Raw genomic sequence first — 18,135 nt, 5'->3', positions numbered from 1 at the left:
GCTGCCGGACCTCTGCGTTCAGGCAAGCAGATCGGCCAGGCGCTGCAACTGCTGCACGACTTCAGTACCCAGATGAAAACGAATGACGTGCCGGCCGGCATTGCGCAATGCCTGCTGATCGCCGAGCGCCTGCGCCAGCTTGAGCACGCCAAAGGTCATGGCTGACGCTGCGCTGCCAGCCTCATCAGGAATCGGCACCTCCTGGCGGGGGTCGGAAGTGAATTGGATGAAGAGGCCGTTGCCGGCGTCACCTTTGTGGAGCTGGCCGGTGGAATGCAGAAAGCGCGGGCCATAGCCGACCGTGGTCGCGCAGCGCCAACGCCGCATGATCCGGCTGCGCATCTGCTGCAACGCTGCTTCAGTTTCCGCGGTGGGCGGCAGATAAGCCTGCAATGCCACATAAGCTCGCGGGCCGGTCGCGCCGGACTTCTCCGCCGGCGCGAGAAATTGCTGCAAGGCCGCGCGCAGACTCGCGGCGGCGAAATCCGCGTAGACCGCAATGCCCTCCGCCTGCAACGTTGGTGCGGGTTCGGGCAAGTGGCCCGACTGTTGATAGGCAGCCACCATCTGCCGCGCCAGTACTTTGGCAGATTCCACGTCCGGCTGATCGAAGGGATTGATGCTCAGCCGCCGGCTCGCCACCGCCGTGGCCATCTCCCAGCGAAAGAATTCGCCGCCGAGATCATACTCATCCTGCCAGGTGAATTGCAGCACAGGATGCCCGGCTTGCTGCAGCGCCGCGATTGCGGAATCGTGAGTCCGGTCATCGCGCAGCCGCAGATGCACGAAGACGCGATCGTCGCCATAGGCTGCCGGCGTAGCCGCCTCCTCCCCATCGACCGGCAGAATGCCTTTGCCTTCCTTGCCCGTACTTTCCGCGATCAGTTGCTCGGCCCAGGCGCCGAAATGCCGGATGGCCGGAGAGGCCAGCAGCGTGACCTTATCGCGGCCGGCTGCTGCCATTTCCCCTAAAACAGCGCCGAGCTGTGCAGAGAGATTGTCTCCCTCCAGAGGAGAATTGCAGCCTTCGCTGTTGCACGCCATGATGGCGCCGCGCTCCAGCAGCAGTCGCAAATCCACGCCCAGCAGCGCGGCCGGCACCAAACCGAAGCAGGAAAGCGCGGAATACCGGCCGCCAATATTCGGATCGTTCAAAAACACTTTGCGGAACGCGTACTTTCGGGCCGTATCCACCAGCCCGCTGCCGGGATCCGTGATCGCGATGAAGTGCCTGCCAACTTTGTCACTGCCGACTCGTTGCGCCGTGAGGTTGTAGAAGTATTTGAAGAACGAAAACGTCTCCACCGTTCCGCCGGATTTCGTCGAAACGAGGAACAACGTCTTGGCGAGATTCAGTCGCTGCGCGTGCGCGGCGACGGCCTCAGCATCAGTGCTGTCGAGCACGGCGAGATCGAGAAAGCCCGGCCGCACACCCAAGGTGAAACGAAAGACTTCCGGCGCGAGGCTCGAGCCGCCCATGCCGAGCAGCAGGGCGTGCGAGAAGCCCTCGGCGCGCACTTCGTCCACAAACGCGCTGATTTCGGGAATGGCCGCGTGCATCACTTCCGGACTGTGCAGCCAGCCCAGGCGATTGGTGATCTCAGTGGGATCGGGTTTCCAGACGGTGTGATCGTGCTGCCAAATGCGCGTGAGAACGGTGTGATCATGCAAATCCTTCAGCGCACTCGCCACCGCGCTTTCATATTTCCCCAAAAAGAAATGGTGGCGCGTCTGCCCGCTGCTCAATTGCTGCAGCTTGTCCGCGAGAGACTCGCGCAACCTGCGGTATGCTTCGGAGAATGCCTGCCGGCTGTTTTGCACAAGCTGTTGGGCGATGACGTTCAGGTCAATGCCCAGGCTGGGCAATTGTGCGAGCTGCTCCCTTACTTCGCCGGCATCAAAGGCCAGGGTCGGTGCGAGCTTGCCGTGCTCGAGAAATGCGGTCAATGTCATGGGCGTCACGCTGCAGACGGTTTGCGGCGCGATCAGGTTTTCAACATAGAAAGTATCAGGGAACAGCGGATGGCTCATGCTGGTGCTGCTCCACAGCAGCCGTTGCGCCGCGGCACCGGCGGCGGCGAGTTTCTGCCAGCGTGGGCTTTGCGAGATCTCCTGGAATTTGGCATAGACCAGCCGGGCTGAGGCAATGCCGAGCTGGTTCAGCAGAGCGCTTTGCCCTTTGGCCGCCAGCAACGGCGCGAGTGCGTCGTCAATTTCACCGACATGAAAAGACGCAACTGCCGCCACTGAATTGAGTGGTTCTCCCCGGCCAAGGCGCTGCTCGAGTCCCGCCAGATAAGCCTCTGCCACCTGCTCGTAGGTCTGCAGGTTGAAAATCAAGGTCACGTTGAGGTTCACGCCGGCGGCAATCAACTCGATGATTGCCGGCAACCCCGCCGCTGTCGCGGGAATCTTGATCATCACATTCGGCCGGTTCAACAAACCGAAAAGGCGCTGGGCCGCGGCGATTATCGCGGTGGTATCGTGCGTCAACGCCGGGTCAAGATCGAGGCAGACGTAGCCATCGCCGCCCGCAGTGGCGTTATAAACCGGACGCAGCAAATCCGCTGCGCGCATGGCATCTTCCCGCACCAGTGTGGCATGAATTTCTTCAAGTGACTCCTTCGCCGGGAGGAGGCGCTGCAGATCAGCATCGTAATCAGCGCTGCCGGCGAGGGTGTGCGCCAGCACGGTTGGATTCGAGTTCAGGCCGCGCACGCCGCGAGGCAACCAGGCGCCCAGCTCGCCGGCTGTCAAGCAGGCGCGGCGGAAACCTTCATACCAAATGGATTGACCAGCTTCGGCAAGTTCGTGCAGTTTGGACATGAGGCTCTCTCATTGACTTGTCGGTGAAGATTGTTGAGAATGAAAGCGTTCGCAGCAGGCGGCTCAACTCGTGAAACTTGCCACTTGCCTTCATTTGAATAGATTGATACAAGTGGTCAAGATCAACGCATTGCTGAAATCGATGAAGAATGCGCCGATCATCGGTACCACCAAGAAGGCGCGCGGAGCCGGGCCATAACGCTCGACCAGGGTTTCCATGTTGGCCATGGCATTGGCAGTGGTGCCGAGCATGAAGCCGCAGAAGCCGCTCACCATCACGGCAGCATCGTAATCACGCCCCATGAGGCGGAACATCGGCCACAGGCAAACCAACGCCATCACTGCCACCTGCGCCGCCAGGATCACGAGCAGCGGCAGCGCCAGGTCGGCGAGTTCCCACAGTTTCAGCGTCATCAGCGCGAGCACGATGAACAACGTCAGCGCGGCGGTGCCCAACGCCTCCAGCGTGCGGTGCGGCAGGCCGAACTTGCCGGTGACATCATCCAGGTTGCGCACCACCGCCGCCACCACCATCGCGCCGATGTAAGCCGGCAGCGTCAGGCCCATGGCCTTGAAGCCGGCGCTGAGCCCTGCGCCCAACCACATCACCGAAAGCAGCATGGTCACACTCTTGAGCAGAACGGCGGCTTCCGTGTTTTGCGCTGTCACCGCCCGGGCAGGCGCCGGTGCTTCCGGCTGCAACGCAGCGTCGTTTTCCAGCGACCGGCGACTGGGTTTGAGCTGGAAGCGTTCGATCAGAGAAGTGGCCAGCGGCCCGCCCAGCACGCTGGCCGCGATGATGCCGGCCATGGCGGCGGCAATCGCAATCGTGGCGGCGCCGGGAATGCCCGCCTGCTCGAACAGGGGCGCAAACGCCAATCCTGTTGCCGGGCCGCCGGCGAGAGTCAATGACCCACCGATCACGCCAATCAAGGGATGAACGCCCAGCGGCTGCGCCAGCGCCATGCCGAGAATGTTTTGTACCACCGCACCAATGCTGGCGCAGAGAAACAGGGTCATCACCTGCGGTCCGCCGCGCTTGAGCAGGGAAATGCTGGCGCCGAAGCCAATGGCGGTGAAGAACGCAATCATCAGCGGGCTTTGCAGCGTCGTGTCGAATGCAAAGAAGGTCACTTCGAAGCGCCGGCCGAGGGTAACGAGCAGGGCCACCAGCAAACCGCCGAGCACCGGCGCCGGCAGGTTGTAGCGCGCCAGCAGCGGGACGAGACGCCGCAGGAAATGGCCGGCATACAATGCCAAGCCGGCAAATGCCAGGGTTTGGATCAAATCCAGCTTCAGCATGTCGTCTCCGCAACTGCGCCGCGCCATCGCCGCGCCGATGCGGTCTGCGCGCTCGGGTTTGCCGCTCGCATTGTGATCATCCTTCCGCCCGCGTCGCGCGTTCGACGAGCGAAAGAATCGACTGATAGTGTTGATTGGTTGCGAGCGTCATGCCCATTTCACAAGTGAGATTGCTGGAATAGTAGCCGTCATAGCTGCGCGCCTTGACTTCCGCGGCCTCCAGCGCCGTGGCGGATTGGGTAAGCTCCGGGAGCAGCAAACCACGGTCGCCGGCAAAGGCGCAACAGTCGAGATGCTCCGGAATGGTGACCGATTCGGCGCAGGCGGCCGCGAGGTTTTGCAGCTTGTCCGTGAGGCCCAGTTTGCGGGCCGCGCAGTTGGGATGCAACACCACGGCTTCGGGCAGGCGACGAGGCTGCAGCCGGGCCAGCAGCCGATCGTGCACGAATTCCACGCTGTCGAGAATTGTGAGTTGGCGCCAGTGCAAGAGATCTTCCCCTTCCAAGTCATGCTCGCACGCGCGCAGCGTGTAGGCGCAGGAACTGGCATCGATCACGATCGGCAGCCGGCCCGCCTCCGACCAGTCCCAGCATTTGGCGATGATTCGATGAAGCGTTTCGTGAAAGGCTTCGGTGTATCCCTTCGAGCCAAACGGCATGCCGCAACAATGCCCCGTTGCATCGGGGGGAATCCAGACCGGCAGGCCGGCGCGTTCGGCCAGCAATGGCAGCAATTCAGGCAGAGAAAAACCTGCGGCTTGCGAACGTCCCATGATGCGCGAGAGACACGCGGGGAAGTAAACCGCGTGCGCCCCCACCTGTGCTGTCTTGGGCAGGCGCCGCGGCGGCGAAGGCATGGCGCGATTCCATTTCGGCAGGCGTGTATTGAAAACGTGCTCGGCAACCACCGTCATCTTCCGGAGAGAATCAGCGCCCAACAACCGTGCAGCCAAGTGAGCACTGCGGCTGGCGAAGCGCGCCGTCTTCTCCACCCCGGCCAAGCTGCGCGCCAAGCGCAGCGCCCGGCGGCTGGCTTTGCGGGAATGACTTTCGCCGCGCAGCCGTTTGACCAGCTCGCCGGTATTGATCGCAACCGGGCAGGCGGTGGCGCACAGACCATCAACGGCGCAAGTATCGAGGCCGGCATACGGATAGTCGGCGAGTAGTGAATCCAGCCAGGCCGCTTGGCCGGGGGCCGCTCGCAGCCGCGCCATTTCACGGCGCACGACGATGCGCTGCCGCGGGGTCAAGGTCAGGCGGCGGCTCGGACACTGCGGCTCGCAAAAGCCACACTCGATGCATTTGTCCACTTCCGCCTCCACCACCGGCAACGTCTTCAAGTTGCGCACATGCGCCTGGGGATCGTCATTGATGATCACGCCGGGATTAAGAAAGCCATCGGGATCCACCAGCCGCTTCAGTTCCTTCATGATCGCGAAGGCCGTTCTTCCCCATTCCGCTTCGACGAAGGGCGCAATATTCCGGCCGGTGCCGTGCTCTGCTTTCAGGGCGCCGTCATACTTCTCCACCACCAGCTTTACCAGGCTGGCCATGAAACGCTCGTAGCGTTCAATTTCCGCGTCGGTGTTGAACGAGGGCGTGATCACAAAATGCAGATTGCCGTCTTTGGCATGACCGAAGATGATCGCCTCGTCGTAATGGTAATCACGAAACAGCGCTTGCAGATCGGTGATGGCCTCCGCGAGCCGCTCCACTTTGAAGGCCACGTCTTCGATGATCACCGTCGTGCCCTGCCGGCGCATTGCGCCAATCGAGGGAAACAGGCCTTTGCGCAGTTTCCACAACAAGGCCTGTGCGGCGGCCTCTTCGGTGAACTCCGGCGGATGAAGCAGCGCGAGTGCGCGGCACGCGCGTTGTGCCGCCTCCCGCGCCTGCTGCAGTTCTTCCAGTGTGGTGCATTGATACTCGACCAACAGCCCGGCAGCGCTTTCCGGCAGGGATTTCAGAATGGTGGGCGCGCCGGCCAGATGCTCCACGGAACGCAGGGCCGCGCGATCCATGATTTCAAGCGCGCGGGCGCCGGAGTCACGCAGCGGCACAATGGCGCTGCCGGCATGCTGCACCGTGGCAAAAAAGAGCAAGCCGGTGTAGCGCAGGGGATAAGCGGGCAGAGTGTGCAGCACGGCCTCGGCAATGAATCCCAGCGTGCCTTCCGAGCCGATCATCAAATGGCCGAGAATGTCGGCGGGATCATCGAAATCGAGCAGCGCGTTGAGCGAATAGCCCGTGGTGTTTTTCATGCCGTACTTGGCGCGAATGCGGTTGCGCAAGCCGGCCTCCGCGGTGGCGCGTTGTTTGAGTTCGAGAATGCCGCGGTGCAACGCCGGCGCCTGCTGGCGCAGACGTTCGCCGGCACCGGCCTCGGCGGTATTCACCACCACGCCGTTGGGCAGCACGAAGGTGATGGCGGCCAGGGTGTGATAGGAATTCTCCACCACGCCGCAGCACATGCCGCTGGCGTTGTTGGCGAGAATGCCGCCCATCATGCAGGCGTCGATCGAAGCCGGATCCGGGCCCAGGCGCCGGCCATAGGGCCTGAGCACCGCATTCACGTGGCTGCCGATGACGCCGGGCTGCACCCGCACGCGCCGGCCTTCTGCTTCCACTTGAATGCCCTTCCAATGGCGCGCCACCTCCGCCAGAATGCCGGAGGTGACCGCTTGGCCCGACAGGCTCGTACCGGCCGTGCGAAACGTCAAGGGGACGCGGTTGGCGCGGGCAAAAACAAACAATGCTTGAATTTCACGCAGGGATTTGGGCAGCACCACAGCTTGCGGGATGAGACGGTAGAAACTGGCATCGCTGGCATAAGCAATCAAATCAAGCGGGCGAGTCAAAACGCGGCCAGGCTCCAGGAGCGCGACCAAAGCGGCATGCAGATCCATCTCCTCTCCTCCTTTCACCGGTCAACGGCACCCCAGCAATAAAGCAGACTTTTCGCAAAAGGCAAGAGAGGCGTGGCGGGAAGAAACACAAAAGGCCGGTGTAAACCGGCCTCTTGTGCCATCAGACGCTCAAAGTCAGAAGAAAATTATGAAAGCCTTGGTATCAAAATCATTTGAGACAAAACGATTGCAGCGTGCTCAAATCTTCACAGGATCCTGGCAGGATGACATTGGTGGCAGCTCTCCATTTCGTGGTAACAGACCACTCACGCGCCCGCGAAGCCTATTCCAACCCGGTTCGGCCGCAGTCGGGCAGGCTGCGTTGCGAGGATAAAGGATTGATCCTCAGTTTTTCAACGCGCTCTTTGTGCGGGTGTATTCGCCGCGCGCCTCGGCGTCCTTTCCGGTGAAATCCTTGCCTTTGAATGTCGTCACCATTTTGTCGTCGCTGATTTTCTCGAAGGTTCGAGTTTCCGGCCCCATGGGAGATGGCCAAATGGTGATGAGTTTGTTGCCCTCCCGCCGGCCGGTTGCAGTATAAACGCCGCGCAAGTTGTCGAACCAGGACGCGATCACCTCGCCGGTCATGCGGTTCAACGTTATCGTGCCCATGCCTTTGTAGACCATGTTTTGCATTTTGTCCATGTCTGCTTTGGACAGCTTCATGGCCTCGGCCATGGCCTGCCTGGCTTGCTGATTGACCTCCGTGGTTTTGCCAGTGAAATGAATCAGGAGAAACTGGTTGTCGAGCGCCCATTCGATCTTTTGCCAGTCTTGCGATTTGCCCACTGGCGTCGAGCTCCAGCCTTCCCATTCACCCACCATCCACTGCATGAGGTCGTCGGTCAGCGGCCCCGGGGGCGTCATCGGCATGACTGCTTTTGACGGTTCCTGGTCCTGAGCCGAAGCCGTGGCAGCGAGAAGCAACACACCAGCCAGCAGGAGCAAACGGTTTTTGCGCATGACTGCCTCCTTGCGTTGAGATGAAATACTTCCAATTGGATTGAATCGGAACGCAACGGCATACAGCCAACAAAAAGAAAAAATCTCTGTCACGCGGTGCGGGGCGGTGGTGGGGCCTGGCCTTGCAGTCGCTGCAGCGGCAGGCAATAGCAAAGGCATGGCGGTGAGAGCCATGCCTTTGTTTGATTGCGGAATGCGGTAATGCTTACTGGCCCAGCGGAAAGGTCACGCCCGCCATCACCTGAATGCCGCGAGTCTTGATCGAGGTTTCAGAATCCTCGGGATCATCATTCAAGTTGGTCAAGCCGAGAGCGTAGCGGCCTTCAACGAACAGCGAATTGTTGCCCGCCGGAAAGCTGACGCCGGCGCCAAAGCCGAGGCCAAAATCGATGCTCTTGGTTTCATCCTTGATGTCCACTTCTTCACTGTAGTCCTCGAAACCGCTGCCGGTGATTTTGATCTCTTGCTTGTTGCTCAGCAGGAAGCCGATCATCGGGCCGGCCATGATGTAGGGTTTGGTATTGCCGGAGCTGAGGTTGAATTTCAGCATGGCCGGCACTTCCAGGAAAGCGGCCTTGGCCGTGGTTTCAGCTTTGCCGGACAGGCCGGATTCCGGATCGGAAAACTCACCTTCGCCTTTCGCGCCCTTCTGCAAATACATGGGCTGCAATTGCAGCGAAAGATTCTCTGCCAGACCCACTTGCAGCACACCACCCGCGCCAAATGCCGTGCGGTTGGAGATATCAAGACCCATATCGGGATCCACATTCAGTTTGGCCAAGTTCAGGCCGCCCATCACACCAACCTGGACCTGGGCACTTGCAGGAATGGTCAAGCCCAGCACGGACAAGAGCGCAACCATCACACCAAATCGCTTCATAAATCAAAACCTCCTGAAATATGAGTAAGGATGTAAAGATAAACCGGCGGTGCCTCACCACCGCCTCCGCTCCTGGCTGAAAGCTGTACGCTTGTTGATGGCCAAGAATTCATCAAAAAGCAGCGCAACTCTTACGGGCGATTCCCGCGTTGGGATGCAGTCTCTGAAAAAAAAACTGCCGGTGCAGACTTTTGTTCACTACGAATTTGTTTGCGGCAATTTGCGTCCCTATGCAGGCTGCCTATTCTAACATAGAGTAAAATTCTCAAAGCGCTTGAACCACCAAGGTACGAAGGCGCAAAAAGCAAGAGTCCTGTCCTCAATAGGCCGTAAGGCGCGCGAAGTCAGAACAAAATTCTGAAAGATTCTTGACCACAAAGCAAACGCCTGCACCGCGGAACCGCGGAGTGCGCAGAGTTTTAGAATCAAGAGAGTCCTTCTCGGCGGTCTCTGCGTCTCGGCGGTGAGCTTTTGAGGCGAATGGCGAAGGCGGGTGCCCCAATCTTCACAGGATCCCTGGCAGGATGAAATCGATAGTGGTCTTGCCCATCGTGGTTTTGATTGGAATTTTCTCCACTGCCGCCCAAGGGCTCCGGTTTTCATTGACCTGAATACTGGCGGAGAGAATTGCTCTGGAAAAACCAGCGCGCCGGCGGAGTCTCTTCCAGCTTGGTTCGCTGGCAGGTTGGCAGACTGCGCTAGGCATGAGGCGGCCGGCTTGGTTGAGATTTGATTTGCCTGAGCAGGCAAGCCGACAAGCTGCCCGCGAGAAACATAATCGTCCACAGATTGCCGGCGCCAAGTCGCTCGAAAATGAATGTGCCCAAGGCGCCGCTCAAGGTGAAGCCCAAGCTGAAGGTCATTTGATACATTCCCATGTATTCACCCCGTTGTGCGGCCGGCGCGATTTCCGCCATGTAGGCCGCCGCGCCGGGCAAGAAGATCATCTCGCCGAAAGTCCAGACCGCAACGGCAGCCGCTGCGCTCGCGAAACCGCCGGCAAATCCCGTCACGCCAAAACCGGCGGCGATGAGAAAAGCGCCCAGTGCCAGCGCATGGCGATGCGGCCAATGGGTCATCGCCAGGTTGAGCGGTACTTCCAAGGCTACAATGAGCAGCGTATTCACCGTGAATAACATGCCGTACGCCGATTCCGGCAGATGCAGATCGCGCACGAGAAAAAGCGGCAGTGTGCCGTTGTGCTGAAAGAAGACGAGTACCACCGGCACGATCGCCAACAGAAAATACCGCAAGCGTGTATCCCGCAAGGATTGCAGCCGCAAGGGTGAAGAGGCTGCCGGTGCCGTGTGCGGCGCTCGCACGTGGCGCTTGGAGAGCAGAAACAATCCGGCGGCCAGCGAAGTGGCGCCATCCACCCAGAAGAGCAGCGGATACGAAACCAGAAGAATGAAACCGCCGGCCAGCGGGCCGATGCTCATGCCCAGATTGATCGCCAGGCGGTTGAGAGAATATGCGGCCTTGCGCTGCTCGGGTTGCACGAGATCGACAATCGCAGCCAGGCTGGCCGGCCGAAAGGCTTCGCTGACCACCGCCCACAGAACGATGAGGCCAAGCGTGCTCTCCAAGTTCCGCACCCACGGAAACAGGATCAGCAAACCGCCGGAGAACAACAGGGACAGTTCCATCTGGCGCCAGGGTCCGATGCGATCGCTGAGCCTGCCGGCAAAAGGCGCGGAGAGCAGCGCGCTGAAACCGTAAAGCGTGAGCGCAAAGCCGGCGGTGGTGGGCGCGTAGCCGCGATGCTTGGTCAGGTACAGAACAAGAAACGGCAGGGCCATCATGCCGGCGCGATTGATGAAGGTGACCAACGCAAGCCACCAGACTTCACGCGGCAAATTCCCCAGGCCGCGCCAGGGATTCCACGCCATGTTTTCCTTGTGTGATTGTAGTTGCTGCGAGTGCGGAACAAAATTCGAAGAGGTCGCTGCGGCGGCATTGCGAAACAGAAGCTTCTCCCCTGCGGCCGTCGCAGACAGGGCGAGCCACGCTACAAGTTGCGGGCCAATGATGCGGCACCGAGCAGCGCGGCATGATCGTCTCGGATGATGTGCAGTGGCGTTTTCTTCACCAAGTCCGACAGCCGACCCTTGTTGAGGTAAGACTTTACCACTGTGCCGTCCCTGAGCTTGTTGGCGATTTTCATCGACACGCCGCCGCCCAAGTAGACACCGCCGGTTGCCAGCAGATGCAGCACCAGGTTCCCCGCCTGCGCGCCAAGGATGGCAGCGAAGAGGTCAAGGGCTTGCGCGCAAATTGGGAATTCATTGGCTTGGCCGGCGGTTGCGATCACCGCTGCCGGATCGTCGCGCTGCATACGTTCGCGCAACTCCGGCGGCTCAGCCGCGCGACCGGTCTCCCGCAGAAATTCATAGATATTCACCAAACCCGGGCCTGACAACACCCGCTCGTAGCTCACCCGCCGCAGCCGGGTGCGCAAGAAGCGCAACAGCTCGATTTCGATTTCATTGGTGGGAGCAAAATCAGCATGGCCGCCTTCCGAAGGCAGCACGCCGGCGAGGCTGCTGTAGAATCCCTGCCCCAAGCCGGTTCCCGGTGCCAGCACAGCGTAGGTCGCCTCCGGGCCCGGCGCCTCACCCGGATGGAGCGTGATCAAGTCATCGGCTGCGAGTAGAGGAATGGACGCGGCTGTTGCGAAGAGATCATTGACCAGCTTCACGCCCTCGAGGCGAAGCGCCTGTTTGAGACTTTGCTCATCGAGCAGCCAGGGCAGATTGACCGCCCGGGATCTACCCTGCACCACCGGCCCGGGTACGCCGATGCAGACTTGCGCAACGCGCGCTTGCTGGCGGGCCACGAATGCCGCCGCCACTTCCTCCAAGCTGCCGTGCTCGCGCACCGCAAAGGTTGCGGTACTCTCGCGGACAAGCTGGTTGTGCACGATGCGGTACAATGCCAGACGTGCTTTGGTGCCGCCAACATCACCAGCGAGGATCATGCCACTCTCCCTCAATTGAATTTCAGCGGCGACTGCGCTGCCCATTTACCATGCTCGAGACACACTTATTTCTGCCCGCCCCACAGCTCCTGCAGACGCCGGTCGCGCCCGCAGCCGCTGCGATAAGCTTTGTAGCGCAGCGGGTTCTTCTTGTAGAAATCTTGATGATACTCCTCGGCGGGATAGAAAGTCTGGAGCGGGACAACCTCCGTGACGATCGGCTGCGAAAAGCGGCCTGCCAGGCGCTGTTTCGAGGCCTCTGCCAGGCGGCGCTGCTCCTCATTGTGATAAAAAATCGCGGAGCGGTATTGCGTGCCGCTGTCGCAAAACTGGCGGTTGGGTGTGAGCGGATCGATATTGCGCCAAAACACCGCGAGCAGTTGGGCATAACTGATGCGGGTAGAATCATACGCCACCTGCACCGCCTCGGCGTGACCGGTTCCGCCGGCAGAGACTTCTTCATAGGTCGGATTGATTTTGTTGCCGCCGGCATAGCCCGAGGTTGTGGAAACCACGCCCGCCACTTCATCGAACGGCGCTTCCATGCACCAAAAGCACCCACCGGCAAATGTTGCCCGGGCGAGATGTTGTGCCGGCACTGCGCTCGCCGGTGCCGGCGCAGCCTCGTGACTGTCCTGTCCGGAAGATTGGCAGGAGAAAAGCATCAGTGCGGCTGCTGCAAAGAGTGTTCTCATTTTATCGACTCGCGAGATTATGGTCCAGGGTTGAAGTCGCAAGCGGCGACAGCGCGCCGCGGGTCGCGGACGAGAGTAGCAACGCGGCCGCCGCTGCAACGGTCAAGCCGTTGCTGGAGCGCTGCGACTGTAAGTGATTTGGGAAACGGCGCCGGCTAGTCGCGCAGCGCCGGCAGCGGCTCACCTTCGGGAATGAATTTCAGCGCAACGCCATTGTTGCACCAGCGCTGGCCGGTGGGCGGCGGACCATCATCAAACACATGGCCTTGATGCCCGCCGCAACGCGCACAGTGATACTCCGTGCGCGGCAGCATCAGCTTGTGATCGGTTTTGGAGCCGATATGCGCAGGATCAATCGGCTTGAAGAAACTCGGCCAGCCCGTGCCGCTTTCGAATTTGGCCTCGGAAGAAAACAATGGCAGGTAACACGCCGCACAGATGAAAGTGCCTTTGCGTTTTTCCCGGTTGAGCGGGCTGGTAAAGGGATATTCCGTGTTTTCCTCGAACAGCACACCATACGCTTCCGGCGGCAGCAGGCGGCGCCATTGCTCGCGGGTCTTTTTCAGCGGCTTGATGGTGCGGCTGCTGTCGGCAACTGCGAGGTGGTTGGTCATCTCGGGTTTCTCCCCTTTGGCCATGCAGGCCGTGAGCAACACGGCGGCAGTCAAAATGATGAATCGCGAATTCAGCATGATTGCTTTGCACCTCATGAATGCGTTTTGCCTGAGAATCCCGCCGAACCAACGGACGGCGGCGAGTTTGAACCAACCGCAGGGTTGCGGCTTGCCCGGCCGCACCGGGCAGATGAATGTCTCTGGTTCAAACGGCAAACCGCCCGAATAAATTCCAACTGCCGGCGGTTTCTGTTGCAGCCGTGGCTGGCCCGCGCCTGTCGAAATTTTATGACATGTCGCATGGCCTGCGCAATATAGGCTGCAGCGAAGGCAAAGTCAATTCTCCGCAAGCTTGATTATTTGAAAAATCTGCCTAGATTCGAACCACCTTGACCGGCGCCCACGCGCGGCGTGAAACCGCTTCGCGGCTGCGTGCCCGCTGCCGGGCAAACCGAAACCGCGACGCCTGACTCTGAGACGCCATGAAGAACGCTTTGCTTGTGCTTGCCTCTCTCCTGCTCCTGACCGCCTGCAGCAATCCGGATCCCGTGCAGCCGCCGGCCGGTGATTCGCCCAAATTCAAAGTTGCGGATTTCGCCTCGGCGGAAACCTGCCAGGGATGCCACCCCAATCACTATGCGGAATGGCGCAGTTCCATGCACGCCTATGCGTTCACGGATCCGGTGTTTTTCGCGATGAATGCCGTGGGCCAGCAGAAAACCGGCGGCAAGCTCGATCAATTCTGCACCAAATGCCACAGTCCGGTGGCGAGCCTGACGGGCGAAACGCCGCCTTTCTTCGATCCCCAAAACCTTTCGCCCATCTCCCGGCAGGGCGTGAGCTGTGATGTTTGCCATTCCATCACCAAAATCAATCAGCCTTTCAATGCCGAGATCGAGCTCAAGCCCGGCAAGATCAAATACGGCAGCCTGGCGGATCCGGCGACCAACTCGTTTCATGAATCGCAATTCAACCCGCTGTTCGACCGCTCGCAATTTTGCGGCGGCTGCCACGAAGTGATCAACACTCTCGGCACCACGGTCGAGGAAACGTTCAGCGAATGGAATGCAGCCGCGCTCGCCGGCATGTCGTTCGATTGCCAGGACTGCCACATGTCGGTGTACGCCGGCCAGGCTGCGGTTGACGGTCCCCTGCGTGAGCAAGTGCATCGCCACACTTTCGTCGGCGTGGATGTGCCGCTGGTGGATTTTCCCGGGGCAGATTTGCAGCGCCGGGAGAGCGAGAAACTGCTGCAGAATGCCGCCAGCATGCGGGTGACGCATCCTGCCACGATTCGCGCCGGTGACACTTTGCAAGTGCAGGTGAGCATCTTCAACAACAGGACCGGCCATTCCCTGCCCTCCGGCGTGGCCGCAGAACGGCAGATGTGGATTGCGATCAGCGCGGCCGATCAAAACGGCAATCTCTTGTACCAAAGCGGCGCGCTGGATGCCAACGGCGATTTGCGGGATCAGCACAGCGAGCTTGACCGTAATACCGATGTTGATCTTACCGTGTTCCGCCAAACGCTGCGCGGGATCGACGGCCGCGAGGTGCTGTTCTTCTTCGAAGCCAAGACCGTGGAGAACAACATGATTCCCTTCCTCGCCACGCGCACTGCCGGCTATCGCATCGCCATTCCCGCCGGTCTCCGCGGCGCGATCAATCTCGACGTGCGCCTGCGTTTTCGCAGCCTGCCGCCCTATTTTCTGCGGGCGTTGGGGCTGGGTGATCTGGTTGCCAAAGTTCCAATCGTCGATATGGCAACAGAACAGCGGCAAATCCCCATTGCCTCCCGAGCTGATTGAACCTGCCGGTGGCGCACAGCAATTTCACCTTGCATCGCCTCGGAAAAAAGTTTACTTTCTGCGGCCTTGACTGACCCTGGCATCGTCACATTCATAACCCCGGCGTTCGTAAGCTGACAGAACGCGGATTTCCAGCAAGCGGCGCTCAAGGCTTGGCGTCATCTCAGAATTGCAAACTCTCCAGGGCGTTGCCCTTCGCATCCACGTTTTCTCGCATTGGAGAGAACGACGCCCGCACACCGCCGGCGGGCAGGCAGCAGGAATCTCATGAGCGAACATGCCTCAGCTTCAACGGTTATCCTGACGCGTCCGCGCGAGCGCAACGGCACGCGCTTCGCTGTGCCGTGGGCACATCATTGGCCCGAGGCCGTGGCGCATGCGCTCGAGCAATCGCACGGCGCACGGGATTTTCGCTGCGCGCTGCAAGTGAATACCCCGATGCAAGACCGCTTCAAGGGGTTCGATTCCAAATACCGCAAGGACACCGAGCCTTACCAGCGGGATTTTGCGCTGACGCTCGCCCAGCGCTGCAAGAAAGCCGGCATCGATGCGATCGGCCTGTGCGATCACAACAGCGTGGAGTATGTGGAAATCGTGCGCCGCGAGCTGAGGCAGGAAGGCATTCTGGTCTTTCCCGGCTTTGAAGTGGCAAGCACGGAAGGGCTGCATGTGCTCTGCTTGTTCGATCTCAACGCGCCGGTCGAGGAACTGGATCATGTGTTGACCGAGCTGGGCCTGCCTCCCAAGGGCCGCTGGGTGACCGGCCGCGGCCTGGCGCCGAAGCAATCCCCCAAATCCTTCCCGCAGATTCTCGAGATTATCCAAAAAGACCGCCGCGGCATTTGCATCGCGGCGCATATTGATCGCGAAAACGGGCTGTTGTTCGAATGCGCCAAAACCACCCGCGTGCAATATTTCACCGATCCCAATCTGCTTGCCGGACAGATTTCCGGCGCGCGCGCCGACCTGCGCGCCTTCGAGCGCAAGATCGTGAGCGGCGAGTTGAATCATTACCGCCGGGAACGGCCGCTCGCCCTGGTGAATTGCCTGGATGTGTACAATCTTAAAGACATCGAAAATCCGGCGTGCAGCACCATCATTAAGATGTCGACGCCCGGCATCGAGGCCCTGTGGCAGGCTTTTCTCGATCCGGAATCGCGCCTCGACCTGCTCACCGAAAGAGCGCATGAGCCGGCGCGGCCGGCACGCCGCAGCGCCCATGTCGAGTTGGTGGCCATGACCTGGGAGGGCGAGGCGAGTTTTCTGCACGGCTGCGCCATTCACTTCAATGAGAATCTGAATTGTCTGATCGGGGGCCGCGGCACCGGCAAATCCACGGTGATCGAAAGCCTGCGTTACGTGTTGGACCAACCGCCGCTCGGCGAGTTGGCGCGCAAGACGCACGAGAGCATTCTGGCGGAAGTCGTCAAAAGCGGCACGAAGATTTCACTGCTGGTGCGCACCAATCAACCCTCGCCGAGTTACTACCTGATCGAGCGGCTTTATCCCGGCGAGCCGGCGATTTATGATGAAACCGGCCAGCGCCGCCGCTTGCAAGTCTTCGACATCGTGCCCAGCGTTGAGATTTTCGGCCAGCACGAAATCGCCGAGATTGCCCGCGACACCGCCAAGCAGGCACATCTGCTCAGCCGTTACCGCGCGGAAAACGCGGGTGCGCTGGAGGCCGGCCGGCGCGAATGCAACCAGCTTCTGGAGGCCAACCGCGAACATTCGCTGGCGGCCCTGGCCGAATTGCGCGACCTCGAGGAAAAACTCAGCCAATTGCCGGCGCTGGAGGAAAAGCTGCGATTGTTCGAAAACAAAGGCATCGCTGCCAAGCTGCGCGAGCAGGCACTGTTGGCCCGCGAAGAGCAAATGCTACACAGCGGCCGCGAACATCTGCAATCATTGCAGCGCGTCATCGAGCAGGCCCGCAAGCGCCTGGAAGTGGAGCCGTTCTCGCTGCCGGCCGGGCCGGCGCTGCCCAATGGCGATCTCATCGAGGAAGCACGAACCGCACTGGAGGATTTGGAAAAGGAACTCGGCGCGCGTCTGGCCGACCTGGCGGCAGCCCTCGGCCGCACGCAAAGCGAGCTGCTGGTGATCATGGAAAAATGGCAGAACCGCCGGCAGGCGCGCCAGAAGGATTACGAACGCACGCTGATGGATCTGCAGAAGGAAGAAATCGACGGCGCCGCTTTCTTGCGGCTGCGCCAGGAAATCGAGCGCCTGGAGCCGCTGCGCCTCAAGCACGGACAGTTGCAGCAAAAATGCCGGCAACTCGAAAAGAAGCGGCACAAGCTGCTGCAGCGCCGGCAAGCTGATCGCAAAAAACTGTTTGGCCTCGATCAGAAGGCGGTCGCGCGGGTGAACCGGCTGCTGCAAGGCCGGCTGCGGGTCACGCTCGAACGCGAGGCGGATTGCGAACTGCTGTTCGGCAAGTTGCGCAGCTTGCGCAAGCGCTTTCAGGAAGATTTCTACGAGCGCCTGGCCGCGACGCCCGGCTTTTCACAGACGGATTTCATGCAGCATTTGCGCGCCGGCAAAGCGGCGGTGCAGGCCCGCTACCAATTGACCGACCGCCAAGCCGAGACTCTGGCCAATCTCGAAGCCGGGACTTTGCTGGAACTCGAAGAGCTGGATCTGCCCGATCGCCTCACCATCGAGCTGAACGTGGCGCTGCCGGACGAAGCGCCGCGCTGGCGCCGCTTGCCGGATCTTTCCACCGGCCAGAAAGCCACCGCGATTTTGTTGCTGCTGTTTCCCGAAAGCCGCACGCCGCTGGTCATCGATCAACCCGAGGATGATCTGGACAATCGCTTCATCGCCGACACCATCATTCCGACCTTGCGGCAGGAGAAACGGCGGCGCCAGTTCTTGTTTGCGACGCACAACGCCAACATTCCGGTGCTGGGCGACGCCGAGCTGATCATCGCATTGGAAACGGGCGGCGAGGGCAAATCCAACACCGCGGTCATTCGCGAGGGCAATGTCGGCGCGATCGATCGTGAATCGGTGAAACTGCTGGTCGAGCAAGTGCTGGAGGGCGGACAACGCGCCTTCGAGCTGCGCCGCGCCAAGTATGGGTTTTGAAAATTCTCGCGACCCAAAACGGAAACAAACACTCATTCACACGTGCAAACAAGAGAAGGATCATTTTGACCA

Annotated in this window: 11 protein-coding genes; 2 read left to right on the top strand and 9 right to left on the bottom strand. The window is 60.4% G+C overall.

What is annotated here, in order from left to right:
- Positions 1 to 18: 18 nt before the first annotated feature.
- The 9 genes from L6R21_14715 to msrB all read right to left on the bottom strand — a co-directional run bounded on the left by L6R21_14715 (position 19) and on the right by msrB (position 13,162).
- Positions 19 to 2,826 carry a bifunctional transaldolase/phosoglucose isomerase gene (locus L6R21_14715; protein ID MCK6560445.1) on the bottom strand — a complete coding sequence of 936 codons (2,808 nt, stop codon included), beginning with the start codon at positions 2,824 to 2,826 and terminating at the stop codon, positions 19 to 21.
- Between the two features lie 90 nt (positions 2,827 to 2,916).
- Positions 2,917 to 4,128 (bottom strand): sodium/glutamate symporter, encoded by a 1,212-nt coding sequence (gene gltS / locus L6R21_14710; protein MCK6560444.1) that lies wholly within the window; start codon positions 4,126 to 4,128, stop codon positions 2,917 to 2,919.
- Positions 4,129 to 4,204: 76 nt separating this feature from the next.
- Positions 4,205 to 7,033 carry an FAD-binding oxidoreductase gene (locus tag L6R21_14705; protein ID MCK6560443.1) on the bottom strand — a complete coding sequence of 943 codons (2,829 nt, stop codon included), beginning with the start codon at positions 7,031 to 7,033 and terminating at the stop codon, positions 4,205 to 4,207.
- A gap of 345 nt (positions 7,034 to 7,378) precedes the next feature.
- The gene (locus L6R21_14700; GenBank protein MCK6560442.1) at positions 7,379 to 7,996 is read right to left on the bottom strand and encodes a hypothetical protein; all 618 of its coding nucleotides are present in this window, start codon (positions 7,994 to 7,996) and stop codon (positions 7,379 to 7,381) included.
- Between the two features lie 205 nt (positions 7,997 to 8,201).
- On the bottom strand, positions 8,202 to 8,876 hold the full coding sequence (locus tag L6R21_14695; protein ID MCK6560441.1) for a PorT family protein: 675 nt from the start codon (positions 8,874 to 8,876) through the stop codon (positions 8,202 to 8,204).
- Positions 8,877 to 9,574: 698 nt separating this feature from the next.
- Positions 9,575 to 10,765 carry an MFS transporter gene (locus L6R21_14690; GenBank protein ID MCK6560440.1) on the bottom strand — a complete coding sequence of 397 codons (1,191 nt, stop codon included), beginning with the start codon at positions 10,763 to 10,765 and terminating at the stop codon, positions 9,575 to 9,577.
- Between the two features lie 119 nt (positions 10,766 to 10,884).
- Positions 10,885 to 11,853: a glucokinase gene (glk, locus tag L6R21_14685; GenBank protein ID MCK6560439.1), complete on the bottom strand. Its 969-nt coding sequence runs from the start codon at positions 11,851 to 11,853 to the stop codon at positions 10,885 to 10,887.
- Between the two features lie 65 nt (positions 11,854 to 11,918).
- Entirely contained in the window at positions 11,919 to 12,518 is a 600-nt protein-coding gene (gene msrA, locus L6R21_14680) for a peptide-methionine (S)-S-oxide reductase MsrA (protein MCK6560438.1), read from the bottom strand.
- A gap of 185 nt (positions 12,519 to 12,703) precedes the next feature.
- Complete coding sequence (gene msrB / locus L6R21_14675) at positions 12,704 to 13,162, bottom strand: peptide-methionine (R)-S-oxide reductase MsrB (protein ID MCK6560437.1); 459 nt, start codon at positions 13,160 to 13,162, stop codon at positions 12,704 to 12,706.
- Between the two features lie 482 nt (positions 13,163 to 13,644).
- On the opposite strand from msrB, the gene L6R21_14670 reads away from it, so the two are divergent.
- Positions 13,645 to 14,970, top strand: coding sequence for a cytochrome c family protein (locus L6R21_14670; protein MCK6560436.1), 1,326 nt, complete (start codon positions 13,645 to 13,647; stop codon positions 14,968 to 14,970).
- A gap of 267 nt (positions 14,971 to 15,237) precedes the next feature.
- Positions 15,238 to 18,063 (top strand): phosphoesterase, encoded by a 2,826-nt coding sequence (locus tag L6R21_14665; GenBank protein ID MCK6560435.1) that lies wholly within the window; start codon positions 15,238 to 15,240, stop codon positions 18,061 to 18,063.
- Positions 18,064 to 18,135 lie beyond the last annotated feature (72 nt).

This window comes from bacterium, from assembly GCA_023150945.1.
Taxonomy (GTDB): Bacteria; Zhuqueibacterota; Zhuqueibacteria; order Zhuqueibacterales; family Zhuqueibacteraceae; genus Coneutiohabitans.
This window is presented reverse-complemented; position numbering and strand designations above follow the sequence as displayed.

What these genes read in the sequence shown, in the direction of transcription:
- L6R21_14670 (MCK6560436.1), top strand. Translation starts at nt 13,645, where the DNA reads ATGAAGAACGCTTTGCTTGTGCTTGCCTCTCTCCTGCTCCTGACCGCC.
- msrA (MCK6560438.1), bottom strand. Translation starts at nt 12,518, where the DNA reads ATGCTTTTCTCCTGCCAATCTTCCGGACAGGACAGTCACGAGGCTGCG.
- glk (MCK6560439.1), bottom strand. Translation starts at nt 11,853, where the DNA reads ATGATCCTCGCTGGTGATGTTGGCGGCACCAAAGCACGTCTGGCATTG.
- L6R21_14715 (MCK6560445.1), bottom strand. Translation starts at nt 2,826, where the DNA reads ATGTCCAAACTGCACGAACTTGCCGAAGCTGGTCAATCCATTTGGTAT.
- L6R21_14705 (MCK6560443.1), bottom strand. Translation starts at nt 7,033, where the DNA reads ATGGATCTGCATGCCGCTTTGGTCGCGCTCCTGGAGCCTGGCCGCGTT.
- gltS (MCK6560444.1), bottom strand. Translation starts at nt 4,128, where the DNA reads ATGCTGAAGCTGGATTTGATCCAAACCCTGGCATTTGCCGGCTTGGCA.
- L6R21_14690 (MCK6560440.1), bottom strand. Translation starts at nt 10,765, where the DNA reads ATGGCGTGGAATCCCTGGCGCGGCCTGGGGAATTTGCCGCGTGAAGTC.
- L6R21_14665 (MCK6560435.1), top strand. Translation starts at nt 15,238, where the DNA reads ATGAGCGAACATGCCTCAGCTTCAACGGTTATCCTGACGCGTCCGCGC.
- msrB (MCK6560437.1), bottom strand. Translation starts at nt 13,162, where the DNA reads ATGACCAACCACCTCGCAGTTGCCGACAGCAGCCGCACCATCAAGCCG.
- L6R21_14695 (MCK6560441.1), bottom strand. Translation starts at nt 8,876, where the DNA reads ATGAAGCGATTTGGTGTGATGGTTGCGCTCTTGTCCGTGCTGGGCTTG.
- L6R21_14700 (MCK6560442.1), bottom strand. Translation starts at nt 7,996, where the DNA reads ATGCGCAAAAACCGTTTGCTCCTGCTGGCTGGTGTGTTGCTTCTCGCT.